The sequence below is a fragment of the Phycisphaerae bacterium genome, assembly GCA_035275405.1.
GTDB lineage: Bacteria > Planctomycetota > Phycisphaerae > UBA1845 > UTPLA1 > DATEMU01.
Map to the genome: position 1 here is coordinate 82122 of DATEMU010000014.1, position 24745 is coordinate 106866.

Here is a 24745-nt window from a genome sequence, read left to right on the forward strand (position 1 = left end):
CCAATCACAATATTGTTATAATCCGGAGTAGTGGGTTTGCCTCAAACGCAGGTGCTCTTTTACCAGGACGACAAGGGGCACGCCCCGGTCGTCGATTGGCTTACGGACCTTCGTAAACGCGACGCCGTCGCCTACTCAAACTGCGTTGCGACGATACACCGCCTGGCCGCCGCCGGGCACGAACTTCGTCGGCCGACAGCCGATTACTTGAGGGACAAGATCTATGAGTTGCGCGCCAAGCGAGGCCGAGTCAACTATCGGATATTGTATTTCTTCCACGGTCGAAACGTGGCGATCCTTGCCCACGCCCTGACCAAGGAAGACAAAGTGCCGATCGCCGACATCGAACGAGCGATCCGGCGTCGAGAGTTATATGAAGCGAACCCGAAGAAACACACATACCAGGAAACGGCCCGCCCGTCGCAAAACCGCTGATGCCCTCCGCATCATCGACCGCATCACCGGCCGCGATCGCCGCGTCCGCGAAATGGTCGCGCAGGCAACGCTCCATGCCCAGGTCGCCGAAATGCTCTACGAGGCCCGCACCAGAGCCGGTCTGACGCAGCGACAGCTTGCCGATTTGGCCGGAACCAAGCAGCCGGTCATCGCCCGTCTCGAAAACGCCGACTACAACGGTCACTCCCTCACGATGCTCCAGCGCATCGCCAAGGCCCTCCATCGCCGCCTTGACATCCGTTTAATTCCCGCCACGACGTAATAAGCACCTCCGGCCGTTGCCCCCCGACACCCGCCGGTTAATCTCGATGACATCGGGCCTCATTGCCCGACCATACATGACCCCCGCCAAACAAATCCTCATCGCCGTCGCCTCCACCCTCCTCCTGACCGCCATCACCGCCGCGCTCCTCTTCGGCTCCGCCGGTCGCCTCGACGTCCCCATCTTCTGGGCCGCACTCGCCGTGTGGGCCGTCCAATGCCTCGCCATCACGCTCGGAATCGACCCCGATCTCCTCCGCGAACGCCTCCGTCCCGGCCCCGGCGGTCGCGATCGCCTCGGCGTGTTCGTGATGCAGCTCGCCCTCTTCGCCCACCTCCTCCTCGCCGGCCTCGACGTCGGGCGCTACCACTGGTCCGCAATCCCGCTGCCGGCCCAAATCATCGCTCTGACGATCAACGCCCTCGCCGCCGTCGTTCTCGCCCGCGCGATGTTCGCCAACCGCTTCTTCTCCCCCGTCGTCCGCCTCCAATCCGAGCGCGGTCACCACCTGATCGAAACCGGCCCCTACCGCGTCGTCCGCCACCCCGGCTACGCCGCCGCCCTCGTGCAGGCGCTCACCAGCCCCGTCGCCCTCGGCTCCTGGTGGTCTCTCGTCCCCATGCTACTTTTCACCGCAATCATCCTCCGCCGCACCATCCTCGAAGACCGCTTCCTCCACGATCACCTCGAAGGCTTCCCCACCTACGCCCGCCGCGTCCGCTGGCGTCTAATACCCAGCATCTGGTAAGCGCCGAGCAATCGGCCCCGGACTCGTTTTGATGTTCTGACTTCTCCCCCATCTGTGCGCATCTGCGCCATCTGCGGATTTCTGTTCTTCTTTCGCTATTCGCTATTCGCCATTCGCCATTCGCAATTCTCCCCCCGCCTTCCACCCCTGATACGTATGCCAGAAGAGATGCACGCGCTCCTCCCACCCGCCGCGCGCAATGAACTGCATCGCCCCATGCAGCGCCTTCGCCGTGTATGTCTGGTCGAGCGCAATTCCCTCCAGATCGCCAAACTCCGCCGCCAGCGCCGTCGCCTCCGGCGTCGCCCGCGCATACCCCGCGCCCAGCGCCGTACCAACCGTCCGCAACTCCGCCGCGCGAATCGCCACTCGCGGCACCGACTCATCCATCCGCCGCATCAACCGATTCACCCGCCGCGCCATCCGCGCCCATCGCCCCCGCGTGCAATACCAGCGATACGACACCACGACGCCCACCAACTGTGTCCGCAGCCCCGCGAGCTTCAATCCGACCGCCAGCCCCGCCGCCGTCCCCAGGCTCCCCAGCGCGACGTACAGATAATCCGGCTCGGGCAATTCCCCCGCCTCCACCTGCCGCTTGAGTTCCAGCGCCGCCCCCACATGCCCCAGACACGCCAAGGGGCTCGTCCCCCCCGGCGGCACATAGTACGGTCGCCGCCCCTCGCGCCGGTTCCGCCGCGAAAGTAACTCCGCGATCACCTTCGGCACGACCGTCGCATAATTCGCTCCCACATACCGCGCCCCGACGGACTCTGCGACGCGCACATTCTCCCGCACATACGGCGCCTCCGCCTGCGGCACGACCACCGCGACTGTGTCGATCCCCAACTGCCGCGCATGCCACGCGGTCTTGCAGATATGATGGCTCCCTTCCGCACTGAACGTGACAATCGTCCGCGCCCCGCGCCGCCGCGCCTCGCCCAAGAGGAACTCCAGCCCGCGCACCTTGTTCCCCGCCATCACCGGATGCGACAGATCTTCGCGCTTTACATACAGCGCCTTGAGCCCATGGCGCGATGCGAACTTCTTCGCCTCATAAACCGGCGTCGGCCACTGCCCGATCGCGGTCCACGGCACGCGCTCCGCTAATCGCGGGAATCTCTCGGTCAAGGCTGGACGCCGTTCTTGCATTCAAATCCACCATCCGCAAATCCGTGCACCACAGAGCCACAAAGGCCCCGAGAAACGATCGATCTCTGATTTCAAATATTCGTCCCCGTCCTCGGTGTTCTCTCTGCCTCTGTGGTGAAATCCGCAATCCGCAATCCTGTAAATCTTGTAAGTCCTGTCCATTCACGTCCTCTTCATCTATTCGCCATTTCTTCCGCCACCCTCTCCGCCAGCGCCGCAATCGTCATCGACGGCGCCCGCCCGATCGGCGTCGGCAGAATGCTCCCGTCGGCCACATACAACCCCGGATGCCCGAACACCTCGCCGTACGCATCCACCACCCCGCGCTCCGGCGAGTCTGCCATCGCCGCCGCGCCCAACGGATGCACCGTCACCCGCCCCGGCGGCGCCAGCCCCGTGGGCTGCAAGATCAGCTTTCCGCCCAGTGCCGCCGCCAACTCCCGCATCCGCGCGACCGTCCGCACGTGAAACACGTCCTTCGCCGATCCACCGCCCACATGCGTCAGCCGCTCGCCCCTATCCAACACCAGCCGCGCCGGTCGCTCCCCATACCCCATCACCCCGAACGACCACACCGCCGCCTTCTCCGCCCCGCTCCATAACCCGAGCATTTTTGCGAACAAGCGCGGCAGCGCCGGCAAAAGTCCCGTCTCCATCACGTACAACCGGTCTTCCTTCCACCAATCCACCCACGCCGTCACCGGCGGCCCCGAATCGCGCGGCACGTCTTCCCTCGTCCCAATGATAAGCCCGCCAAAATCCCCATTGGTATAAAACCGCTCCCCCAGCGCCCCGCTGATCCGCGGCAGCGTCTTCGCCACATCTCGACACGCAAAGAGCAGCCGCACCGTCCCCAGCGTCCCCGCCGCCAGCACCACCCGCCGCCCGGCCACCGCCCCCTCGCGCACGGTCCCGTCTACATAATGACTGTATTGAACCGCGTACCCTTCCTCACGCGGGGCAATGCCCGTCGCCTCATGTAGCTCGCGCACTTCCGCACCTGCCGCCTCCGCCCGCGCCAGATAGGTCTTGTCCAGCGTCCGCTTCCGCGTCGCCGTCCCGCCGCCCAGCCACGTCATCGCCTCCCGCCGAACCGGCAGCGGCCCCGGCGTCGCGTGCATCGCCTTCGCATCCGCCGGCCAATCGATCGCCACCGGCAGCCGCGTCACGCCAGCTCCCATGGTCCGCCCCGCCGCCTCCAGCGCCTGCGTCCGCGCCAGTTCCGTCGGCGAAACCGTCGGCGCGATCACCTCCTGCACGCGCTCGTAGTACGGTCGCATCCCCGCCGCGCTCATCCCGCTCGGCCAACCCTCCGCGAACGCCTCGTCCGCCGCCGGGATCGTCACCGCCGTATAAAGCTGCGACCCGCCTCCCACGGCCGAGCCCACGACCGCCATGAGTCCGCGCACCCGCGCCTTTTCCACAATCCCCGTCCCTCGGCGCTCATACAGGATCGCTCGCCGTCCCTCCGCCATCTCCTCGCGCAAGCCCGGCGTCAGCCGCGGGCCGCGCTCCAGCACGCAGACCCGCATCCCCGCCTCCGCCGCCCGCATCGCGCAAACCGACCCCCCAAACCCCGACCCGACTACCACCAAGTCGTATTCACTCGTCCCCATCGGTTCGGTTATACCACCGACCCGCACTCTTTTCTTTCATCTCTGCGCCTCCGCGCCTCTGCGTGAGCTTCTACTTCCGCATTCCGCATTCCCACTTCCGCATTTATGCTTCCCCCATGGTCATCGACGTCCACTGCCACGTCGGCTACTCCGCCCGCCGCATCGACCCCGCCCTCCCCCGCTTCACCTTCGAAAAAAACGGCGCCCCGGGCGCTCCGGGCTTCGACAGCTACCTCTCTCCGCGCCTCCTCAGCCGCTTCGCCTGGTTCTTCATCCGCCGCTGGCTCGGAATTCCGCGCGGACTCAAAGCCGGAGACGAATTCGACGCCCTCCTCGAAAAAGTCTACGACCGCCACTGGTCCGCTGCGCCGGGCATCGATCGCTTCGTCCTTCTCGCCTTCGACGAATATCACGCCGACGCCGGTCGCGTCCTCGGCCCTTCGCAGCGTCGCGGTCAGGTCGGCAGCGACCTCTACGTCTCCAACACGCTTGTTCGCGCGCTGTGCATGGCTCGCCCGGACCGCTATCTGTTCGGCGCCTCGCTTCATCCGTACCGAACCGAAGGCGACCGCGATGCTGCGTCGATGCTCGAAGAACTCTCCGCCGCCGGCGCAGTCCTGATCAAGTGGCTTCCTATCCATCAGAACATCCGCGCCGAAGACCCGCGCACCGTCGCCTTCCTCCGCGCTGCCGCGCGCCTGAAGATGCCCATGCTCATCCACTACGGCGGCGAGATGTCTCTCGCCCGCCAGCACATGGAGTTCGAACACCCCGGCCCGATGCTCGACGTCCTCCGCCGCCTCCGCGCCGACGGCGAGATGCCCACGGTCATCGTCGCCCACGCTGCCACGCCCTCCTTCATCTTCCAAAGCGCCGACGGTCATCGCCGACTCATCGAGGCGCTCCTCGGCGAATTCGCCGACGCCCCAATCTACGCCGACATCTCCGCTCTCGCCGCCTTCGGCCGCACCCCCTGGCTCAAGCGCCTGGCCGCCAACAAGGCCGTCCATAAAAAGCTCCTGTTCGCCACCGACTTCCCCATACCTGTCATGCTGCGCTCCTTCCGCCGGCTCATGGACGCCGAAACGTACGCTCGCATCGCCGCCGACCCCTCCTGGGCGCATCAGGACCTGCTCCTCAAACAAGCGCTTGGATTCGATCCGTGCGTGTTTACCCAGGCCCGATCGGTCTTGAACATCAACGCGGAATCCGCATGAATGGCTTTGCAAATCGAAGAAGCGGATGTATCCTATAGGCGGGGTCGGATAGTATAGGGTCCAATGGGCCATGGACACGATCGACAGAAAATCGGCTCGAAATGTCCCTTCTGCGCCCACCGTCTTCCTCGTCGACGATGATCGCGGTATCCGCGATTCCCTGCGCTGGCTCGCCGAATCCGTCGGCCTCCACCTCGTCTCCTATGCTTCCGCCCAGGAATTTCTCGACGCCTTTCAACCGGATACCCCCGGTTGCCTCCTGCTTGACGTCCGCATGCCCGGCATGAGCGGTCTCGATCTGCAGGAACGCCTCAACGCGCAGTGCATCGATATTCCCGTCATCATCCTCACCGCCCACGGCGATGTTCCCATGGCCGTCCGCGCCCTCAAGGCCGGCGCGTTCGACTTTCTGGAAAAGCCCTTCAGCGACCAGGTGCTCCTGGACCAGATCAACCTGGCCCTGGATCACGACAGGAACAACCGCGCGAAGAAGGCGGAGAACGCCGACTTGCTCCAGCGCCTCCAGGCGCTTTCGCCCCGCGAGCGCACCGTCATGATCAAGGTCGCCGGAGGAATGTCCAACAAGTCCATCGCCGAGGAACTCGGCCTCAGCCAGAAGACCATCGAGGTCCACCGCGCCCACGTCATGGCCAAGGTCCGCGCCAATTCCGTCGCCGAACTCGTCCAGATCGCCTACCGCGCCGGCCTCACCTAGGGAGGGCGAGGCTCCCGCCGAGCCCTGATCGCGATCGCCCCGCCTTCCTAACGCAAGTGGCCGGTCCCACGTGCCGAAAACACACCCGGACGTGGCGAAATAACAACATCAAGGCAGGGGCCGAACCTGCGCCTGGATCGGGCCTCCATTGCAGATAAGAATATGACGACGACGAAGTTAGAATTACCCACGCCGCCTGTGATGTCGAGACGTGGCACTGTCGTTGCAGGGCAGGGACGTCGGCCCATGGACGCCCGCGATAATAGGAATGGACACCTGGTGAATCCCGCGACGAAATCCATCACCGATCCCGCTGCCGAGCGCCGCCGCGACCAGCGCCTCGAGATCGGTCTGCCGGTCGAATTCCGCCACGCTCGCGAAGACGGCGACGTGATCGTCCGAACCCTCACCCGCAACATCAGCTCCGGTGGTCTCTATCTCGAATTGGATCGTTCCGACTTCCAGCCCGGCGACCGCGTGGAGGCCGAACTCTCCATCCCCGCCGCCGAAGGTGTCTCGCCATACCCCGGTCGCGCCACCGTGCAGCTCGAAATCCTTCGCGTCACTCCCCTCGACGACCGCCGCGGCGCCGCCCACTCCCACTACGGCCTCGCCGCCCGCTTCCTCGAACCCCTCCGCTTCTCCTACTGAAGCCGAAGAAATATCATCCGCAGATGACGCAGATGAACACAGATAAGGATCCTCGTACACACGCGGTTATCGGCGCCGCGATCGAGGTGCATAACCACCTCGGTTCAGGCTTCTTGGAAGCTGCATACCAAGAGGCGTTGGCGATTGAACTATCATTGCGAGGCGTGCCTTACTTGCGCGAAGTCGAATTGAATGTAAGATATAAGGACCGGGTTCTTGCGCGCAGATACAAGGCCGATTTCGTTTGTTACGATGAGATCATTGTGGAAGTCAAGGCGTTAAAGGAGATCCGCGGCCCGGAACAGGCTCAACTTCTGAACTACCTTAAGGCCACAGGGTATCCCCTCGGACTGCTCGTAAACTTTGGAGGTCCGCGCCTCGAATACAAACGCATGATCCACTCTTCCCATCTGTGTCCATCTGCGTCATCTGCGGATAAGTCTTCTTCCTTTACGGAGTAGACGACTACCGGCACCCTTCCCCCGTGCACTTCCCGCACATTGAGAAAGGTATATCCGGTATCCCCTGCGCGTCGCGCATCGGGCCCAGGTTGCTCGCCGGGATCAGGTCGTCCAGCATCCATCGGCCATTGTTGGCCGCGCTCCGCCCGAGGTTGAGCAGCAGCAATGCCCCGCTGCTCTGCCAGCCGACCGGGAAGATCGTCGGCTCCAGCCGCGCCCGCCGATACTCCGCGTCGACTTCCAGCACCTGCCGCGCCGACGACGCCGTCGCCATCAGGTCGCCCGATTCCGAGGTATGTTCCAGGCCCAGCAAATGCCCCAGCTCGTGCGCCGCAATGTTCGCCAGCGCCTGCGCCGCCTCGTCCACCGTCGGCTCGAGGCTCTCGAACATCGCCAGGTCTTCCGAGTAAATGATCGCCTCCTGCGTCAGCATGTTGTTGCCGGTGTCTACACTGTCCGCCAGACCCAGATAGCTGGCGTTGTAATTCCCGAAGAACAGCCGCGAGTGCGCCTCGGTCGGCCGCGTGTGGTGCTTGCTGTCCAGCAGCGTCACGTTGTACGGCGCGAGGTCCTGCCGCATCTGCGCGATCAGCCGATCGATGATGTAGTCCGTCTGCCCCGCGTAGCGGCTCGACATCGCCTCCGCGCTGAAGGTGTTCATCACCACCACCGGCTCCCACGCGATCTGCACGCTCTCCCCGCCCTCGAAGTCCAGCCACACCAACTGCGGCCGCGGCGGATTGACCGTCCCGGCCGGTCGCCGGCTGAGTCGGATGCTGTACGAACCCGTGGGTGCGCCAGAGGACGCGAAGTGGGTCGCCGTGGATGCGGCAACGCCGAGGTAGAGATTCGGCGAATCCTGGCGAATCGTCTGACTGATAAACGGGTTGAGGTTTCCCGCGTAGTACGACCGATCGTTGTTCGCGTCAATCAACTCCGACTCGCCGTTGAACAGCGCCGCGACGGCGTTCAGGCCGCCGTTGCCGGTGACGTCCGCGACGACGACATCGCCCGCCGACGCCGGCCCCAGCGTGTAGACATCGATATCGCCGTCCACCTCGATCGCGCCTTCGATCACGATCTCACCGTCGGCCGGCAGCGTCGCCGGTTGCGCCGACGTGAACTCGCTGTTGTCGTTGCCATCCTCATAGACCGGGCTCTGCACCGGCGCGACCTCGCCGTTCGTCAGCGGCGCCCGCTTGGCGCTCTCGTCGGTCGGCAGCAGCGTCGTCCCGCAGCCGGTCACGAACCCCAGAAGCAGGGCGATCGCGCCGACGACGAGTACCGCATCGAGATACTCCCGATGAACTCGGCGTCCGCGCCGGGTGCCGGTCGGGGTCGTGAAAAGAGTACGGAAAACAAAGGGTAAAAGAGGTCGGCGGGCGCTTTCCTCTCCGGAGATCCGGCGGGCGTGCATGGGAATTTCTCCAGGTGCACTTCCACCGGCTCGCCTCCAAAAGGGCCAGCCGCTCTACTACTATTCGGTAGACGGCGCTGAAAAATCCAGCGCCTACGGTTATTTATTCCTCCTGCCCCCTCGGCTCAATAATCATGGGACCGGCAGCGCCTGGTCGCCTCTCCAAACCCTATAACGCTGCGTCCGGAAAGAGGCTGCGCGCTTTTGTCATTCGTCATTCGTAATTCGTCATTGGTTACAATGCCCCCATGCCTCTCGAATTCCCCGCCCTTCGTCATCGCGTTCTCATCGCCGCCGGTGACACGCGCGCCGAGCTTGTCGCCCGCGGCTGGGATCGACCCGATTTCTGCGAACTCGCCAATCTGGAGAAGCCCGACGCCGTTCGCGATATCGCTGACGCCTTTTTGGATGCCGGCATCGACGTCCTCGTAACGATGACGGAAAGCGCCAATGTCCTCGCGCAGCCGCAACGACCGAAAACAGAAGGCCTGACATCCGAGCGCGCCGCCGAGATCTGCCGCCGCGGCGCGGAGGTTTGTCGCCAGGCCGTCGCGGAATTCCCTGCGAAGGGCCGTTACGTCTTCGGCGCGATCGGACCGGTCCAGCAATTGCGGATGCTCGACGAGATATCCGAATCAGACCTTGCCGCCGCCTACGAAGCCCAGGCTCGCTCCCTCGCCGATGGCGGCGTCGACGCCCTCGTCCTCCGCGGCTTCGCCGAACTCGCCGCCTTGCAAATCGCGGTCCGCGCCGCCCGCGCGACCATCCTGCCCGTCATCGCCACGATGGCCTTCGACGCCGGCCCCGACCAGACCGAAACCACGCTCGGCGTGAGTGTCCCGCAAATGTGCGCAGCGCTGATGGAGCCAGTGGGGCAGGTGTCCCAAGTGGGGCAGGCGTCCCTGCCTGCCAATCCCTCTGGACTCCTCGCCCTCGGCTGCGACGGTCAGTCCCCCGATTCGGCCGCAAAAGTCGTCGCCCTCCTCCGCCAATCCGCGCCCGACATTCCGATCTGGTGCGCCCTCGACGCCGGTCACCCGCAACTCATCGATAACCGCGCCGTCTACCCCGAATCCCCTGAAGACTTCGCCGCCCGCGCCAAGACCGTCGTCGCCGCCGGTGCGAACATCCTCGCCGGCCGCCGCGGCGCCACCCCCGCCCACCTCGCCGCGCTCGCCAAAGCGCTGTGCGCCCCAAAGCGCCGGCCGCGTTGAGAGATTTGCTTGCCACGACCCTAAGCTAAACGTTCTAGGACTAGGAGTTACGGTTCTCGTCGACGAGCACCCTCTCCGCTTGATTAGCCCCTTAAGTTCTGTATAATAAGATGCTTCGGGCGCTTGTTCGCGCCGGTGGTCGAAGACCGCCGGCGCCCGCCGAGTTGCAGGACCGGGTGGGGTCCTGGAAACATACGCTACCAGCCTAAGCGATGCACCGGCAGGATTGCCGGTGCCACAAAGGCTAGTCGTCACGCCGTCCGTCCGAAGAAGATCAGCGGAGGTATTGTCATGTTGGTCCGATTCAGCTTCGCGCATCGCGTTGTCGCCGCGCTCCTTCTGAGCACGGCCTTCATCATTACTACTCCTGTCATGGGGCAGGAACTGACCGAGGACATGGTCGGTCAGAGCGAGCAGGCATGGACCGAATGGCAGGGCGCCAGTCGGTCGCTGGAGCGCGATGAGAAGGACGCTGCCGCCAAGGGCTTTGAGGCGGTCGCCGCCATGAACCTCTCGGAGCTTCGATTGGCGCTGATGGCCGATCGGACCGGCTCGCTGCGCTTGGAGGCGTGGGCCAAGAGCGAGGATGCGCCCGCCGCCGTCAAGGCGATCATGGAAAAGGTCCTGGCAGGCCGCAAACAGAAGACGCTTGCGGAGGATGGCTGGCACTTCGCGGCGATCGGCCGCTTTGCCTACGCCGACGCGAACTTCAAGGCCCTCGACGAATCGAACCCCGATCCGGTCGCGCTGCTGGAACTGGCGCGGGCCAACCAAAATCGTCACGCGATCCTTATCAAGCTGATCTCGAACGCGGAAGTGGGTGCATCCGCCAAGCGCTTTCTCGAAATCCTGGGCCGCGGCGAGGAGATGCTGCGGATGGATCCGTATGAGATCGCGTCCAACGTCGCCAAGCTCGCCGGTCCGCCGCGCGTGGCCTTTAACGCCGCGAGCCGCCTGAAGGAATCGGGCGAGTACGCAGTCCCGCACCTGATTCAGATTCTTCAGAACCCCGACAAGCGCTCGTTGCACCCGGCGGTCATCCAACTCCTGCCGCAGATCGGCCGGGCGGCCTTGAATCCGCTGTGCATTGCGCTGGAGATGGAAGACAATATCACGCGGCAGGTCCTGATCGCGGCGGCCGCGCAGATCGGCTATCGCCAACCGCTGCCATATCTGGCCAAGGTGGCCGACGACTCCAAGGCGACCGCCGAGACTCGCGCCGCGGCGAAGCAGGCGATGGCGACGCTGGGGGATACGTCCGGCAATCGCTCGCAACTCTTCCACGAGTTGGCGGCCAATTATTACAACAACATCGAATCGCTGCGGGCCGATGCGCGGCGCGACACCGCGAACATCTGGTACTTGCGCGAGGGCGAATTGCGGCTGATCGAAGTGCCGGCGCCGATCTTCAACGACATCATGGCCATGCGGTCCTGCGAAGAGGCGCTCCTTGCCCATCCGGACAATACGGACTCGACGGCCCTGTGGATCGCGGCCAATTTCCGGCGCGAAGCCAAGCTCGGCCTGAACGTCGAAAGCGAACTGCCCGACGAACTGGCCGCCAAGGATGGCACGCGACCGGAAGGGTATCCGCGCTCGATCTACTTTGCGCGGGCGGCGGGTCCGAAGTACAACCACCTCGTCTTGCAACAGGCGTTCAAGGACCGCGATGCGGGCGTGGCGCTGGGCGCGATCGCGGCGCTGTCGGAGACGGCGGGCGCACCGAGCCTGGTTGGCGCGGAAGATATCAAGCAACCGCTCGTACAGACGCTGGCCTTCCCCAGCAAACAGGTGCGGATCAAGGCGGCGCTGGCCCTGGGGCGCGCGCTTCCGACCACGAGCTTCCAGGGCGCGGACAACGTCGTGCCGGTGCTGGCCGAGGCGCTGGCCCAATCGGGCCGGCAGTCGGCGCTGGTCGTCGATCCCGACGCTTCCAGCGGCAATGCCTTCGCGGCGATCCTGACCGGCCTGGGTTTCGAGTCGGCGGTCGGCGCGGACTACAACAAAGCCCGCGAGCATGGGCTGAAGGCCAATCTTTCGTCGTTTGATCTGATCCTGCTGGCCAGCGACATGACGGAGCCCGATGCGGTGCAGACGGTTCAGTCGCTGCGGAAGGACCTGCCGACGGTGACGACGCCGATTCTGATCGTCGCCAAGGAAGGACAAATGAACCGGGCGATTGCGGCGAGCCGGGCCGGGGCGGGCGTGGAGATCCTGCCGACGGAAGTGACGCAGCTCGGGGACGCGGAGAAGATCAATCAGCAGGTGCTGGCCCGCGTGGGGCGGGCGGCGCAGGCGCTGGGCATGAGCCCGCTGTCGCGGGATATGTCGATGGGGTTGGCGCTGCAGGCGGCGGACGTGCTGCGAATGATCGGCCTGAGCAACACGAAGGTCTACGACATTTCGCGGGCGACGCCGGCGCTGATCACCGCGCTGGGCAGCCCGTCGGAGGCCCTGCGGGTTCGCAGTGCGAATGTGCTGTCGCTGGCGTCGAGCGCCGACGCGCAGGCGGCGCTGGGTGAGGCGGCGTTCAACGCGGCCCACGCGCAGGCGGAGCGGGTGGCGAAGTTCGCGGCGCTGGCCGAGTCCGGCCGGCGCAACGCCAATCTGCTTGGGGAGACGGATCTGGTCGCGCGGCTGATCGAGTTCACCAAGAACGAGAAGGACCTCGTCCTGCGGACGGCGGCCTCGCAGGCGCTGGGGGCGCTGGACCTGCCGAGCAATCAGGCGAGCGACATCATCCGCAGCCAGTATCGCGGCTGAAGAGTCGAAACGCCAAGACCGCAGATAATCACCACAGAGGCACAGAGAGCAGAGAGCCGAGGGGAGTGGTCTGCGCTTGTTCGAGCCCGTCATTCGGACTAACCTATTGGCATGGCGACGGCGAGCGATCGGACGATGTTTGAGATCTACCGCGAGGCGGATTACGCGCGGCAGTATCGCGTCGTGTATTTCACGGAGCTGGACGAGCACAACAAGGAGCGGGAGATCAACCGGGCGATGGCGGGGGAGCATTTTTTCGACGGGTTCCTGGGGGACGGGCGCAAGGAGGAGGGCAAGCGGCGGGTGGCGGAGATTGTCGCGCGGCTGAACCGGGGGGAGGCGCTGAGCGCGGAGGATGTCGAGCGCGAACTGGCGACGTTGGGGCAGACGGCGTAGGGCGAATGTCGAATTACGAATTACGAATGACGAAAGTAGAAGGATAGGCGTCATGAAGTTCTTCCTGGATACGGCGAATCTGGACGAGATCAAGGCGGGGGCGGCGCTGGGGATTGTGGATGGGATCACGACGAATCCAAGCCTTGTGGCCAAGGAGGGCAAGGACTTCAAGACGCTCGTCAAGCAGATCTGCGAGATCATCCCCGGGCCGGTGTCGGCGGAGGTCGTGTCCACGCAGTGCGACGGGATGATGAAAGAGGCGCGGGAGCTGGTGAAGATCGCGCCGAACATCATCGTGAAGCTGCCGACGATTCCGGAGGGCGTCAAGGCGCTCAAGATCTGCGTCGCCGAGGGGATCAAGGTGAACTGTACGCTGATCTTCCAGCCGACGCAGGCGCTGATCGTCGCGAAGGTCGGGGCGACGTTCTGCTCGCCGTTTCTCGGGCGGTTGGATGACATCGGGCATGACGGCATGGCCCTCATCGACGAGATCCGCTGCATTTACGACAACTACAACTTCAAGACCGAGATCCTGGCGGCGAGCCTGCGCCATCCGCTGCACGTCGTGCAGGCGGCGAAGGCGGGGGCGGACATCGGGACCATGCCGTACGGGGTGTTCAAGCAACTGCTCAACCATCCTCTGACGGATATCGGGCTGGAGCGGTTTCTGAGCGACTGGAAGAAGAGCCAGTCGTAGCGGGTTCAATAGCGAATGGCGAATGGCGAATAGCGAAATCCGATCGCGAGGGGCAAGGTTCGCGCGGAATCGGCTCGTCTGGTGATGAACAATCCGCCAAACGGCAAGCCGAATCGGGTGATACTTCGTTGTCGGACCCATCGTTCGCCACGGCCGATTTGCGACTGGCGCTCGGGGCTCGGATCTGTGTGACGGCGGGATCATCGGGGGCGACGAGGGTGCCGTCGGGGGCGCGTTTCATTTCCCAGGGCATGTAGGACTTCGGATTAATGGGCTTCAGGCCCCAGATGCCGCGAATGGCCTCGTTGAGGGACTGGTCGAACTCCGCTTCGGTGTAGGGCGTGCCATCCTTTTTGCGACCGAAGGGGGCGAGGGGGTCGTCTTCGTCCCTTTGCGGATGGTCGGGGCGATGCTTCGACTTGGCGGCCTCGGCGCGGAGCTGGGCGATTTCGAGCTGCGTGTCATTGCGGGCGCGGGCGATGTGGTACATGGCGGACACGCGCTGGTGGGAGACGAGCACCCGTTCGCGCGAAACGGCCAGCCGCTCACGACCGTCGACCTGCCGATCGCGGGCGATGGCGGTTTTGTCACGGTCGTTGGCGATTTTTTGAAATACGGCGCACTTGTCGGCGAACTTGCAGAGATCGGCGTTGTCGAGATTGCCGGCCTTCAGGCGCTGGCGCATCTCAATCACCAGTTCGCGCTGGAAATCGTCGAGCAGGGCGCGGTCCTGTTGCTGTTGGTCGTTGGGTTGGGTCGACGGATCCATGGGGTCCTCCTTTTCTCTGGTCCTGTGCGCAGACTTTCTTCGCAGCCTTGATAGCAGGTCTCTCCCGGCACACCGGAATCGGCCTGACCTACTTTGTCAGGGTGCGGCCCTTTCTTGCGATCGCCAGGCCACGCGACATTCGAGCGCCACTCGACACGCCCTCGCGGGCGTGGTTCTGATCTGGCGCCGCGGACAGCCCGCAATGCATTTCGAGAATAGGCGCGCGGTCGGGGAAGGCAAGGCGCGGATTTGCGTTTTTCCCAGGAAAACCGGTCATGTTGCGACCGGGTCGGGGGTTAGGGGAATGAAGAAAAATAAAAAAAAGTCAGGTCACCGAATCGCCAAAGCACCGGTCGCGTGGTGGATGGCGCGCGGTGGTGTGGGTAGGATCAGTTCAAATGCGGAATTCGGAATTCGGAATGCGGAATGCGGAACCGGATCGCGTGGAGACGGGCGCGGGGTGGCGGCGCGGGATGCTTGCGCTATGCATGATCGTCGGGGCGGCGGTGATGGTGCAGGGGGCTGCGCGGCTGCCGTGCATCAGCCGGGATGGCGTGTTTTTCGTTGAGTATGCGGAGAAGCTGGCGGTTGAGCCGCTGGTGCAGTTGCGGGGGCAGACGAAGCAGCCGGGGTATTCGATTTTGCTGTTGGGGTTGCATTCGTTGATTGGTCGGTCGATTTCCGAGAACGCGGCAGTTTCGTGGGAGGTTTGCGGGCAGATTATTGCGGTGCTGGGGGGCGTTGCGGTCGTTGGACTGATTTATTTGCTGACGCGGCGGTTGTTTGATGCGCGGACCGCATTGGTGGCGGCGCTGTTGGCGGCGTTCTGGCCGCAGCTCGTTTCGGTGTCGAGTGATGTGTTGTCGGATGCGCCGCATTTGGCGTTGTATTTGGGCGGGTTGCTGCTGGGGGTTCGGGCGATGGGCCAAACGAACCGGCGAATCGAAGAAAATCTGAACCACAGAGGCACAGAGGCACAGAGGACGAGATGGAGGTCGCTGGTTGCTTGCGGGGCGGTTTGTGGCCTGGCGTATTGGATGCGGCAGGAGGCGCTGGGGGCGGTGGCGGCCGTCGTGGTTTGTTTGCTGTGGCCGGCGGCGCGGGTGGTGCTTTCGCGGCGAGTGGCGCGGGTGGGGGTGGTCGTGGCGGCGTTTGTGATTGTGGTGGCGCCGTATTCGATTGCCGTGGGGAAGGTGATGCCGAACAAGTCGATCAAGGATTTGTTTTGGGGGACGGAAGAGACGGAATCCGCAGATGGCGCAGATGGACGCAGATGGTGGGAAAATGCGGAATGCGGAATGCAGAATGCGGAATGGAAGAACCGAGAGGTGCATCAACGAACTCAGGTTGCAGGGCCGGTGACGTGGTGGGATGCACCGATCAAGATGCTGGGGGGGTGGAGCCGGTCGGGGCGGTATGTGCTGTCGACGCTGGCGCTGGTGGGGTTTTTCTGGCCGGGGTCGGCGCGGAGCGACCGGGCGGTGCGGCGGTTGGTGGTGATCGCGGCGCTGCTACAAGTCATCGCGGCGCAGGCGCGGGGGATGCAGTATGGGGTGGTGAGCGAGCGGTATTTGATGATCCCGGCTGCGCTCGCCATTCCGTGGGCGGCGGCGGGGTTGGTGGCGGTGGCGCTATGGATGGCGGAAAGGATGGCGAATAGCGAAGGGCGAATAGCGAAAGGTGAGGCGCGAGCCATGCGCGAGGCTGAGGCACTGGGTAGACTACGGTCGGCAGGGGCACCGGCCACTACGGGGCGCCGGCCGCTACTGGTCGCGGCTCTGATTGCGATTGGGCCGATGGCGTATTATGACTTACGACCGGCGAAGGAAGGTGCGGATTGGCAGCGGGAGGCAGGGGCGTGGATTGCGGGGCAGGCGGCGAAGGGCGATGTCGTGTTGGCGGCACCGCAGCGGTCGCCAGTGGCGTTTTACGCAGGGTTGGAACGGCGTTGGCCGGTCAGTGAGGGGATTGCGGTGGCGATGCGACCTGTGAACAGGGCACAGGTATGGGTCGTGGATGATCCAGAAATGAGCCGGGCGACAGAAATAGAGAAATCATTGTTGGCGGACTTTCGCAGGCATAAGAGTGCCGACGCGCCGTTGCGGACATGGAGGAAGGAAGAGGAAGGCGAAGTACTGGTGTACAAGCTGCGGAAGAGTTAGCGCGCGGAGAGTGCACGTGGTGTTCGGACCCTCACCCCGGCCCTCTTTCCAAGAGGGAGAGGGAGGCGCGGGCGGCTAAGACAGGTGGGAGTGTTTATGGATGAGGCGATGCGGGAACAGGTGGGGCGGGCGCTGGGGCGGATACCGAGCGGGTGCGCGATTGTGACGGCGCGGTCGGGGGAAAAGTGCACGGGGATGCTGGGGTCGTGGGTGCAGCAGGCGGGGTTTGAGCCGCCGATGATCAGCGTGGCGATTCGGAGGGGGCGACCGATCGAGGGGTTGATTGAGGCGTCGGGGGAGTTCGTGATCAACTTGCTGGGGGAGGATCCGACGGCGATGTTCAGGCATTTTGGGAAGGGGTTTGAGCTGGGGCAGGATGCGTTTGCGGGGTTGGCGGTGAAGGAAGTGGCGTGCGGGATTGAGATTGCCGATCAGGTCGCACGGTTGTCGGTGCGAGTGCGGGGGCGATGCGAGGCGGGGGATCATGTGATTTATGTGGGGGAGGTGGTGGAGGCGAGCGCGAAGGAGGCGGGGCGGGCGTACGTTCATACTAGGAAGAGTGGGTGGTCGTACTAAAATGACGAATGGCGAATAGCGAATAGCGAAAGAAGAGGCGCGGGCTGCATAGTCTGGTGTGACATGAATCCATCGACATTAATTGCCGAGGCGTGGATCAGCCTGGGGAAGAACAAGGTGCGGACGGCGCTGTCCATGCTGGGGATCGTCATTGGCGTCGGAGCGGTGATTACGCTGGTGGCGATGGGGCAGGCGACGAAGATGCGGATTGAGGACGAGATCGCCCGGCTGGGGGACGACTGGATGTTCATCCGCAACTTCGGGGCGCAGACGCAGGGCCTGCGGGTGGCGGACAAGGAGAGCAAGCCCCAGCAGACCAAGCACGATGCGAACGCGATCAATGAGCAATGCCCGGCGGTGCGGGCGGCGACGCCGTCCAATCGCATGACGCTGCAGGTGCGGTCGAGCTTCGGGAACTATTCGGCGTCGGTGCAGGGGGTTTATCCGAATTATCACGACATCCGGCGCTGGGAGGTGGTGTCCGGGCGGCGGATGGAAGAGACGGACGAGACGGCGAAGAAGCCGGTGTGCGTGATGGGACAGACGACGGCGCGGGAGTTGTTCGGGTCGATCGATCCGGTGGGCGAGGAGATTTCGGTCAAGAACAGCCGGTTCACGGTTGTGGGGCTGCTGGAGTCGAAAGGACAGAGCGACGGGCGCGACAACGACGATGTGATTTTGTTTCCGTATTCGACGTTTGAGCGGCGGATCGCGGGGGCGGAGGTCTCGCAGACGCTCCTGGCGGCGGCGGCGTTTGGGGTGGATCCGAAGGTCGCGGAGGATCAGATCCGGCGGCTCTTGCGCGAGCGGCATAAGTTGAGCGAAGAGGAGCCGGACGATTTTCGCATTTTCGCGTTGTCGGAGTCGGCGGCGGTGAAAGAGCAGTCGAGCGAGTCCTTTACGTGGCTGCTCAAGATGATTGCCAGCGTGTCGCTGATCGTCGGGGGGATCGGGATCATGAACATCATGCTGGTGAGCGTGACGGAACGGACGCGGGAGATCGGTCTGCGGATGGCGATCGGGGCGAGCGGGGGGGAGATCATGATGCAGTTCCTGATCGAGGCGATTGTGCTGTGCACGCTCGGCGGGATCGTGGGGATGTTTGGAGGATGGGGGTTCAGCTTTTTCCTGACGTCGTGGAAGGGCTACGAGACGGCGTTCTCGTACTGGATCGCGGGGATTGCGCTGGGGTTCGCGTTCGCGACGGGGGTGTTCTTCGGGTTTTATCCGGCGTGGCGGGCGAGCCGGCTGGATCCGATTGAGGCGTTGCGGTTTGAGTAGTCGCGGTGAGCAATCACTTCAGATTTGAATCTTTTTGTCTATTGCAAGTACGGGTTGTAGCGGCGTTCCTGGCCGATGGTGGTGACGGGGCCGTGGCCGGAGTAGACCTTCGTTTCATCGGGGAGGGTAAAGAGGTTTTGCTTGATGTTGCGGATGAGGGTGTCGTGGTCGCTGGTGGGGAAATCGGTGCGGCCGATGGAGCCTTCGAAGAGGGCGTCGCCGACGATGACGAGCCCGGCCGTCGCGCAGTAAAGGGCGCGGCCGCCGGGGGAGTGACCGGCAACGTCGAGGATGTGCCAGGTGGTGTCATCGAGATCAAGCGTCGTGCCCGGCGCGAGGTCGCGGGCGCTCTCGACATTGGGGGCGAAGGGCAGGCCCATGTCGGCGGAGAGGTTGAAGCGCGGATCGGTGAGGGCCTGTTTTTCCTCCGCGGCGATCCAGACGGGGAGCGGGCCGAGGGCCTGAAAGATTTCGGGAATGCCGGCGATGTGATCGGCGTGACCGTGGGTGAGGACGAGGGCGTCGGGTTGGAGTTTTTTTTCGGCGATGTGGCGGAGTATTCCCTTCGCCGAGGGCGGCAGACCGGGATCGATGATCCAGCAGGGCCCGGCATCGCGGCGCCAGACGACGTAGGCGTTTTCGCCGAAGGAAGGTTCGACGAACGCCGCGATTTGCACATCACTCGTCATTCTTCGCAACGTATCCGATGAGGCGGTTGGCGTCGAGAAGGAGGAGGGCGTTGTCGCGGAGGAAGAGACCGCCGAAGGAGGCAATGGGCTCGGTCACGATGGGACCGACGGCGTTCGGAGACTCGATGGGGTGCTTGCCTTCGAGCGGCGCGGGTTTGCCGTTGTCGAGGTGGAAGGCCTGGAGATGGTATTGCGCGGCTTCGCCGTCATCGAGTTCGGGCGCTTTGTCGCGGCGGCGGTTTTTTGATTTCGGAGGAGCTTCCGGGGTGATGACGATGATCCGATCTTTCAGGAGGCGCGGTGGCTGCACGGCTCGGGCGGCGGGACAAGGCGCGGTCCAGAGGGTGTGACCGTCGTCGGCGTCCAACGCGAGGAGGGCGACGTCGGAGGCGACGTAGAGCACGCCTGCGGCCTGGCGACACCAGAGGGAGCCCGCTTCCCCGGCAAAGGGCGACGAGCGCCAGCGGACGGCGGCGTCGGCGAGGTCGAAACAGGTCAGGCGGCGGCCGTCGGCGCTGACGATGAGGCTATCGGCATTGAGTTGCAACGTCGCGGCGACGAAATGTTCGGGGACGGCGATCCTCCAGACGGGCTTCGCGGAGGCGAGATCGTATCGCTCGATTGTCGAGGAGCGGACGACGAGCAGACCGCGCGGGCCGAGGTCGGTGGTCCAGTGCAGGGACTGGGCGGGGCCTTTTTCATCGCTCGTGAGTTGGCGAATGAGGCGGCCGGTCGCGGCGTCGAGAACGTTGATGGAATGATTGCCTCCCTGCCAGACGCCATAGCAGCAAGAATCGTCGTCGGCGAGGAGCTGGCCGGAGGGAGAACCGGCGGATTTGTTTTCCCAGACGAGATTGCCCGTTTTTACGTCTGTGCAGTTGAGCGCGCCGCGGTCCGTGGCGGCGAAGAGTCGGCGCGGAGTCAAGAAGTATTGAGCATAAGCGGGCAGCGACTCGGGGTCGGCGTGGACGTCGTCGGGCGGCTCCTCACCGACTTGCCATGCGAGTTGACCGCTGGTGCGCGTCAGCGCGAAGAGTCGGTACGGCGTGGCGAAGACATAGCGGTCCGCGTCCATGCCGACCAGGACGGGTTGGGCGGAACTGGGAAACGGCTTGGACCAGAGGCTTCGACCGGTCGCGGGGTGGCGAGCTTCGACCTGACGGCCGGCGTAGGTCAGCAGCGCGTCCCAGCGCGTGTCGGGGAGGTCGGGGAAGAGGGGTTCGAGGACGGAGACGCGGTCGGGGAAGAGGCGGTGGTAAGTGTCGGTGATCGGCGGCAGTTCAATGTTGTTGGCGGGATCGGTGAAGTCGCGATCGCCGAGTCGGAGGCGGCCGTAGACGGAGAAGGAGACGAGGGATTGAGGGATTGAGGGATTAAGGGATTGAGGGGAAGAGGAGGCGAAGCGGTGATTTGGATAATCTCGGGCGCCGCGGTGGAGCCAGGCGGCGGCGTCGGCGGGGCGGTCGGCGGCGATTAATACGTCGGCGTAGCGGCGGATCAGGTCGGGATAGGTCATTTCAGAATGCGCCGAAGGGTCGTCGTCTTCGGAAACTCTTTTGGATTCCGCGCTCGTCAGGGCGCGGCGGTAGGAACGGGCGGCGGCGGGCCAGTCGAGGCGCTTCGTCATATAGTCGGCATGGGTCACAAGGGCTTCGAGCGCGGCGGGGCTGTTGGGGAAGGCATCGGCGACTTCGAGCAGGTTCGAGGCATCGGTCTTCGCGCCGCCGCGCTGGATTTGCGATTGGGCGATTTCGAGCCGGTCGGCGGCCTGGCGCGCGACGGCGGCGTAGGCTTCGGGGCCGTGGAGCTTGATGATCCTCGCGATCCAACTGGTGACGGCGGGCGCGAGGTCCACGGTGGGGCCATCGGCGTCGTCTGATTGTCGCTCCGCGTCGTCGTCGCGCGCGCGCCAGGGCGGCCGCAAGACGGGACGGAGTTCGAGCTTGAGCCGTCGGAGGCCGCGATCGGCGAGGATTCTTTGATAGGCCTGCACAGCGCCGGGCTGGTCATTGGATTCGAGCAGGGCGCGGGCGAGCAGAAGGCACTGCGTGGCGCGGTCGGCGGGGCCGGGCGGGCATTGGCCGGCGAGTTTCAGGAGGGTGACGGCGGTTTGAAGGCGAGGGATTGAGGGATTAAGAGATTGAGGGATTGAGGGGGCTGCGTCAGAGTCGCGTTCATCCGGCGCGTCTTCAAGAAGAGCCGTAGCGAATTGGGTGAGGGTTTTGAAGAAACGGCGGCGGAGGGGTTCGTCGGTGAGGCGGGCGAAGCCGCCGACGCGGTCGACGGCGGAGTGGACGGCGTCGAGACCGCGCTGGTACTCGCCGGTGTTGAAGGCGAGTTCGGCGAGGGAGAAGGCGATGAGGGGATCATCGGGTCGCTCCTGCATTCGTCGATCGAGTCGGGCGAAGGCGTCCTGTCGGGCGACGAGTCCGAAGACCGAGTTCGGGGCGGCGACAACGATCTGGTCGGGAAGGACGAGAAGATTTCCGGCGTCTTCGATCGACCAGCGGTAGTGGCGGGCGGGGCCGCCGTCGAGGGGGTAGTGGAGCAGACTGCGGTCAGTCGGCAGAAAGAGACCGGTGGTGGTGAGCGCGCCGCGGCCGAAGAGCTGGCCGAGTTCGAGGGGGCGCTGCCAGGCGATTTTCCGGGCGGCGAGGTCGTAGCAGACGACCTGCGTTCCGGCGGTATAGAGCCAGTTTCCGGCGAGTCCGACGAGCGTTTGCGGGCGATGTATGGAGTCGGCGGGGATCTTGAAGAGTTCGCGGCCGTCATCCTGCGCGAGGACGAGTATCGCGTCATTATCGAGTGGCATACAGACGACGGCGTCTTTCCAGAGCATCGCGCTGTTGTAATGCCAGGCGCGCAAGGGTCGGGTCGTGGTATCGGGCCAGACGGCGCCTTCGTTCGCGCCGAATCGCGAATCGTATTGATGGGCCCAGGCCACGCGACCGGTGGAAGTGGAGACGGCGGCGACTCCACCGAGGTTGGTGGGGACAAAGACAAGATCACCCTGCGCGGCGGGGAAGGTGAGGGTGGCGCGGGAGTAGCCGTAGCTGCCGGTCGCGGCTTCGCCGAGATGGACGGACCAGACGAGTCGGCCATCGGCGGGGTCGAGGCGGATCAGGTAGCAGGCTTCGAAGCCGAAGGGTTTTCGGCGGCGGGCGACAGCGTATAGCGCGGCACGGTGAAGGATGGGCGCGCCGTCGAGGCGGGCCTCCTCAAAGGGAGAGACGAAACCGTCGAGGTCGTTTCGCCAGATCAGTGAGCCATTGGCGGCGTCGAGGCAGACGAGCGTGGAGGCGGCGGTGATGTGGTCGCTGCCGGTGTCGGTGATTTCGCGCTCAAAATGGACATAGAGACGGCCGTTGGCATAGAGGCTGGTGTAGAGCGGGGGAGCGGATTCCTCGGCATTCCACGGCGCGGGGGCGGGGAGGACCTGGGAAAGATCGAATTGCCAGACGGGCCGGTCGGGGTTTTGCGGGTCGATGGCCCAGGCGCTGCGTGCGTCGTGCAGGAAAATAAGAGGGATTGAGGGATTAAGGGATTGAGGGATTAAGGGTTCGGTGGCCGCGACGGGTTGGGAGGCGAGGAGGCGGCCGCTGGTGAGGGCGCGGTGGTAGGCTTCGAGTCGGGCGATTCGCGATTCGTAGCCTTCGGCGATTTCGCCGGTGAGAAGGCGGCCAAAGGCGTTGAAGCGCCACCAGCGGGCTTCGGCGGAGGCGGTGGTGGGGAATTGGCCGCGTCGATGGGGTGCGCCGCCGAGGAGTTCGGGGCGAGCGGAGACCGGGTCGGGAGTGCCGTCGCGGCGGCACTGGTCGAGTGTTAAACGGAGGAAGTCGCTGAGTGGTTGGGACTTGCCGGCCCAGTCGACGGATTTATCCACAGATGGCGCCGATGCACGCAGATTGTCGGAAGGCGGCAAGGACGCGATCAGTTTTTCGAGTGGGGCGAGGTCGCCCTGATGCGCGAGGCAAAGGGCGAGCTTGGCTTTCCAGTGCGATTCAAATTGTTCGCGGTCAGGATGGTCGGCGAGGAGACGCTCGTACCAGCGGCGAGCGGCTTCGAAGTCGGCGTTTTCCATGGCCAGTTCGGCGGCCTGGTCGAGCGACTGCGCGCCGGCGTTCGTCGCGTAGAAGCGTTCGGCGAGTCGGACGCGGGCGTCGATGTCCGCGGGGTTCTGCAGTTCGGCGAGCGCGGCCGCGGCGGAGGATTCGAATGCGGCGCGGTAGGCGGCGAGGCCCTCCGCCGGCCAGTCGGCGATCTTGCGGTTGACGAACTCGCGGACACTGATGTAGAGGCGCGACGGCGCGCCCGGCTCGGCGATCAGGCTGGCGCCGAATTTCTCACCGATTTCGTGGAAGGCGCGGGCGGCGTCGGCCCAGTCGGCATCGGGGGCGCCCGCCACGGCGGGCAGGTTCTGCTCGGCGCGGTCGAGGGCCTCCTGGGCCTGGAAGCTGATGTTGAAATAGGTGGCATCCGCCGCGTCGGGTTTTCGATCGGCAGGGCGTTCAGGGGGAGGATCGGCAAATACCGGTAGCAGTCCGAACAGGATTGGGAGGATACCAGCCATTGCGAATGCCATGAGCCATTAGCCCTTGGCTATTGGCCAAAGGCCGGGAGGTCTCTTGGTTTTTTCGGCTCGTGCGGGAATGGGGCCGAGCTAACTCTTCCTAAGAGTATACGTCGGCAAAAAAAGAAGCCCCAGCGGCATGCCTGGGGCTGTCTCGGTATTTTCAAGAATTTGGTCAGGCTCAGTGCCCGTAACGGATTGGCTATTTGCCCTGTTTTCGCTTTGCGAGGTAACTGGCCAGTTCCTTGGCACTGGAGGCGGCCAAGTCGTCGTCGCCCGTGCCGGTCGCCTCACTCTTGGTGACGACCTGGATGCGACCGTAGTCGGCGCCGTCGGCCTTGAGCCAGTAGAGGACGACTGCGATCTTGGTCGGGAACGGGCCGCCGCCTTTATGGAAATAGCGGACTTCCGGTTCGATGGACAGGGTCGCGCCGCTGCCCTTGAAGGGGGCGTCCTTCTCCTGAGTCAGGTGCTTCCGCAGTTCGGTAGGCAGGATGTTCATGAAACCGGCATTGACGAGTCCGCCCAAGTCGGTCCGCGGCGCGGCGATGTTCACTCCCTGAAACTGGGCAAAGGCGCCGCCGCCGGAACCCGGTACCGGCTCGGCGTCGGAACCGGCGCCTTTGGCTTCCTTGAAGGCGCGTTTGGCCATGGTGGTGCAGCCGGAGCTGAAGGCCACCGATGCTGAAAGCAGAGCAAGTGTGAAAAATCTTTGCATAGACAAGGTCCTCCGTATTTGAGTTGACTCGATTCGTGGGTACATCCGGCAGGTCGTGCTCCACGCGTCCTGCCACCGTGGCCCCGGCTCGACACGAGCGGGTGCGATGGCGGAGATACTAAGGTGGCCGGCGGCCGGTGGCTAGTCGTCAATTGAGAAATAATAGAGCCCGGACGCAACCACAAAGACCTGGAATCGAGGCGTCAGGCAAGAAT

General features: G+C 64.4%; 21 protein-coding genes. 14 read left to right on the plus strand and 7 right to left on the minus strand.

Annotated elements, in window-relative coordinates:
* Window positions 1-36: 36 nt before the first annotated feature.
* Genes VJZ71_16825 through VJZ71_16835 form a run of 3 tightly spaced genes read left to right on the plus strand, consistent with a single transcriptional unit; the run spans window position 37 to window position 1466 of the window.
* On the plus strand, window positions 37-435 hold the full coding sequence (locus VJZ71_16825) for a type II toxin-antitoxin system RelE/ParE family toxin (GenBank protein ID HKQ49740.1): 399 nt from the start codon (window positions 37-39) through the stop codon (window positions 433-435).
* Window positions 436-487: 52 nt separating this feature from the next.
* Window positions 488-718: a helix-turn-helix transcriptional regulator gene (locus VJZ71_16830; GenBank protein HKQ49741.1), complete on the plus strand. Its 231-nt coding sequence runs from the start codon at window positions 488-490 to the stop codon at window positions 716-718.
* A gap of 46 nt (window positions 719-764) precedes the next feature.
* A complete protein-coding gene (locus tag VJZ71_16835; GenBank protein ID HKQ49742.1) occupies window positions 765-1466 on the plus strand; it encodes an isoprenylcysteine carboxylmethyltransferase family protein in 702 nt (233 codons plus the stop codon).
* Window positions 1467-1568: 102 nt separating this feature from the next.
* Here VJZ71_16835 and VJZ71_16840 read toward each other — a convergent pair whose 3' ends face one another.
* Together VJZ71_16840 and VJZ71_16845 are read right to left on the minus strand one after the other, a co-directional pair.
* Window positions 1569-2597: a pyridoxal-phosphate dependent enzyme gene (locus VJZ71_16840; GenBank protein ID HKQ49743.1), complete on the minus strand. Its 1029-nt coding sequence runs from the start codon at window positions 2595-2597 to the stop codon at window positions 1569-1571.
* Between the two features lie 194 nt (window positions 2598-2791).
* Window positions 2792-4234, minus strand: a complete 1443-nt coding sequence (locus VJZ71_16845) for an FAD-dependent oxidoreductase (protein HKQ49744.1) — start codon at window positions 4232-4234, stop codon at window positions 2792-2794.
* Between the two features lie 62 nt (window positions 4235-4296).
* Between VJZ71_16845 and VJZ71_16850 the strand changes: the two genes are divergently transcribed.
* From VJZ71_16850 to VJZ71_16865, 4 genes are all read left to right on the plus strand, one after another.
* Window positions 4297-5451: an amidohydrolase family protein gene (locus tag VJZ71_16850; protein ID HKQ49745.1), complete on the plus strand. Its 1155-nt coding sequence runs from the start codon at window positions 4297-4299 to the stop codon at window positions 5449-5451.
* Window positions 5452-5521: 70 nt separating this feature from the next.
* Window positions 5522-6166 (plus strand): response regulator transcription factor, encoded by a 645-nt coding sequence (locus VJZ71_16855; GenBank protein HKQ49746.1) that lies wholly within the window; start codon window positions 5522-5524, stop codon window positions 6164-6166.
* A gap of 246 nt (window positions 6167-6412) precedes the next feature.
* On the plus strand, window positions 6413-6817 hold the full coding sequence (locus VJZ71_16860) for a PilZ domain-containing protein (protein ID HKQ49747.1): 405 nt from the start codon (window positions 6413-6415) through the stop codon (window positions 6815-6817).
* 23 nt (window positions 6818-6840) lie between these two features.
* Entirely contained in the window at window positions 6841-7278 is a 438-nt protein-coding gene (locus tag VJZ71_16865) for a GxxExxY protein (GenBank protein HKQ49748.1), read from the plus strand.
* Between the two features lie 4 nt (window positions 7279-7282).
* On the opposite strand, the gene VJZ71_16870 is transcribed toward VJZ71_16865, so the two are convergent.
* The gene (locus VJZ71_16870; protein HKQ49749.1) at window positions 7283-8695 is read right to left on the minus strand and encodes a matrixin family metalloprotease; all 1413 of its coding nucleotides are present in this window, start codon (window positions 8693-8695) and stop codon (window positions 7283-7285) included.
* Window positions 8696-8943: 248 nt separating this feature from the next.
* Between VJZ71_16870 and VJZ71_16875 the strand changes: the two genes are divergently transcribed.
* The 4 genes from VJZ71_16875 (at window position 8944) to fsa (ending at window position 13765) form a co-directional block, all read left to right on the plus strand.
* Window positions 8944-9909, plus strand: a complete 966-nt coding sequence (locus VJZ71_16875; protein HKQ49750.1) for a homocysteine S-methyltransferase family protein — start codon at window positions 8944-8946, stop codon at window positions 9907-9909.
* Between the two features lie 291 nt (window positions 9910-10200).
* Window positions 10201-12672, plus strand: coding sequence for a response regulator (locus VJZ71_16880; protein ID HKQ49751.1), 2472 nt, complete (start codon window positions 10201-10203; stop codon window positions 12670-12672).
* Window positions 12673-12807: 135 nt separating this feature from the next.
* Window positions 12808-13068 carry a hypothetical protein gene (locus tag VJZ71_16885; protein HKQ49752.1) on the plus strand — a complete coding sequence of 87 codons (261 nt, stop codon included), beginning with the start codon at window positions 12808-12810 and terminating at the stop codon, window positions 13066-13068.
* Between the two features lie 52 nt (window positions 13069-13120).
* Window positions 13121-13765, plus strand: coding sequence for a fructose-6-phosphate aldolase (gene fsa, locus VJZ71_16890; GenBank protein HKQ49753.1), 645 nt, complete (start codon window positions 13121-13123; stop codon window positions 13763-13765).
* Here fsa and VJZ71_16895 read toward each other — a convergent pair.
* Window positions 13698-14534 (minus strand): hypothetical protein, encoded by an 837-nt coding sequence (locus VJZ71_16895; GenBank protein HKQ49754.1) that lies wholly within the window; start codon window positions 14532-14534, stop codon window positions 13698-13700. The two genes, fsa and VJZ71_16895, sit on opposite strands and share 68 nt — an antisense overlap.
* Window positions 14535-14932: 398 nt before the next feature.
* Here VJZ71_16895 and VJZ71_16900 point away from each other — a divergent pair, with 398 nt between their 5' ends.
* The 3 genes from VJZ71_16900 (at window position 14933) to VJZ71_16910 (ending at window position 18553) form a co-directional block, all read left to right on the plus strand.
* The gene (locus tag VJZ71_16900) at window positions 14933-16696 is read left to right on the plus strand and encodes a glycosyltransferase family 39 protein (GenBank protein ID HKQ49755.1); all 1764 of its coding nucleotides are present in this window, start codon (window positions 14933-14935) and stop codon (window positions 16694-16696) included.
* A gap of 96 nt (window positions 16697-16792) precedes the next feature.
* Window positions 16793-17272 (plus strand): flavin reductase family protein, encoded by a 480-nt coding sequence (locus VJZ71_16905; GenBank protein ID HKQ49756.1) that lies wholly within the window; start codon window positions 16793-16795, stop codon window positions 17270-17272.
* Window positions 17273-17335: 63 nt separating this feature from the next.
* Window positions 17336-18553 carry an ABC transporter permease gene (locus tag VJZ71_16910; GenBank protein HKQ49757.1) on the plus strand — a complete coding sequence of 406 codons (1218 nt, stop codon included), beginning with the start codon at window positions 17336-17338 and terminating at the stop codon, window positions 18551-18553.
* Between the two features lie 38 nt (window positions 18554-18591).
* Here VJZ71_16910 and VJZ71_16915 read toward each other — a convergent pair whose 3' ends face one another.
* The 3 genes from VJZ71_16915 to VJZ71_16925 all read right to left on the minus strand — a co-directional run bounded on the left by VJZ71_16915 (window position 18592) and on the right by VJZ71_16925 (window position 24530).
* On the minus strand, window positions 18592-19242 hold the full coding sequence (locus VJZ71_16915) for an MBL fold metallo-hydrolase (GenBank protein ID HKQ49758.1): 651 nt from the start codon (window positions 19240-19242) through the stop codon (window positions 18592-18594).
* On the minus strand, window positions 19232-23824 hold the full coding sequence (locus tag VJZ71_16920; protein ID HKQ49759.1) for a PQQ-binding-like beta-propeller repeat protein: 4593 nt from the start codon (window positions 23822-23824) through the stop codon (window positions 19232-19234). Before VJZ71_16920 ends, VJZ71_16915 begins: the two co-directional genes overlap by 11 nt.
* 190 nt (window positions 23825-24014) lie before the next feature.
* Window positions 24015-24530 carry a hypothetical protein gene (locus tag VJZ71_16925; GenBank protein ID HKQ49760.1) on the minus strand — a complete coding sequence of 172 codons (516 nt, stop codon included), beginning with the start codon at window positions 24528-24530 and terminating at the stop codon, window positions 24015-24017.
* Between the last annotated feature and the right edge of the window lie 215 nt (window positions 24531-24745).

Bases quoted from the DNA above. Each gene is read 5' to 3' on its own strand.
- VJZ71_16830 (HKQ49741.1), top strand. From the start codon at position 488: ATGGTCGCGCAGGCAACGCTCCATGCCCAGGTCGCCGAAATGCTCTAC.
- VJZ71_16835 (HKQ49742.1), top strand. From the start codon at position 765: ATGACATCGGGCCTCATTGCCCGACCATACATGACCCCCGCCAAACAA.
- VJZ71_16845 (HKQ49744.1), bottom strand. From the start codon at position 4,234: ATGGGGACGAGTGAATACGACTTGGTGGTAGTCGGGTCGGGGTTTGGG.
- VJZ71_16855 (HKQ49746.1), top strand. From the start codon at position 5,522: ATGGACACGATCGACAGAAAATCGGCTCGAAATGTCCCTTCTGCGCCC.
- VJZ71_16860 (HKQ49747.1), top strand. From the start codon at position 6,413: ATGGACGCCCGCGATAATAGGAATGGACACCTGGTGAATCCCGCGACG.
- VJZ71_16865 (HKQ49748.1), top strand. From the start codon at position 6,841: ATGACGCAGATGAACACAGATAAGGATCCTCGTACACACGCGGTTATC.
- VJZ71_16870 (HKQ49749.1), bottom strand. From the start codon at position 8,695: ATGCACGCCCGCCGGATCTCCGGAGAGGAAAGCGCCCGCCGACCTCTT.
- VJZ71_16875 (HKQ49750.1), top strand. From the start codon at position 8,944: ATGCCTCTCGAATTCCCCGCCCTTCGTCATCGCGTTCTCATCGCCGCC.
- VJZ71_16880 (HKQ49751.1), top strand. From the start codon at position 10,201: ATGTTGGTCCGATTCAGCTTCGCGCATCGCGTTGTCGCCGCGCTCCTT.
- VJZ71_16885 (HKQ49752.1), top strand. From the start codon at position 12,808: ATGTTTGAGATCTACCGCGAGGCGGATTACGCGCGGCAGTATCGCGTC.
- fsa (HKQ49753.1), top strand. From the start codon at position 13,121: ATGAAGTTCTTCCTGGATACGGCGAATCTGGACGAGATCAAGGCGGGG.
- VJZ71_16895 (HKQ49754.1), bottom strand. From the start codon at position 14,534: ATGGATCCGTCGACCCAACCCAACGACCAACAGCAACAGGACCGCGCC.
- VJZ71_16900 (HKQ49755.1), top strand. From the start codon at position 14,933: ATGCGGAATTCGGAATTCGGAATGCGGAATGCGGAACCGGATCGCGTG.
- VJZ71_16905 (HKQ49756.1), top strand. From the start codon at position 16,793: ATGGATGAGGCGATGCGGGAACAGGTGGGGCGGGCGCTGGGGCGGATA.
- VJZ71_16910 (HKQ49757.1), top strand. From the start codon at position 17,336: ATGAATCCATCGACATTAATTGCCGAGGCGTGGATCAGCCTGGGGAAG.
- VJZ71_16915 (HKQ49758.1), bottom strand. From the start codon at position 19,242: ATGACGAGTGATGTGCAAATCGCGGCGTTCGTCGAACCTTCCTTCGGC.
- VJZ71_16920 (HKQ49759.1), bottom strand. From the start codon at position 23,824: ATGGCATTCGCAATGGCTGGTATCCTCCCAATCCTGTTCGGACTGCTA.
- VJZ71_16925 (HKQ49760.1), bottom strand. From the start codon at position 24,530: ATGCAAAGATTTTTCACACTTGCTCTGCTTTCAGCATCGGTGGCCTTC.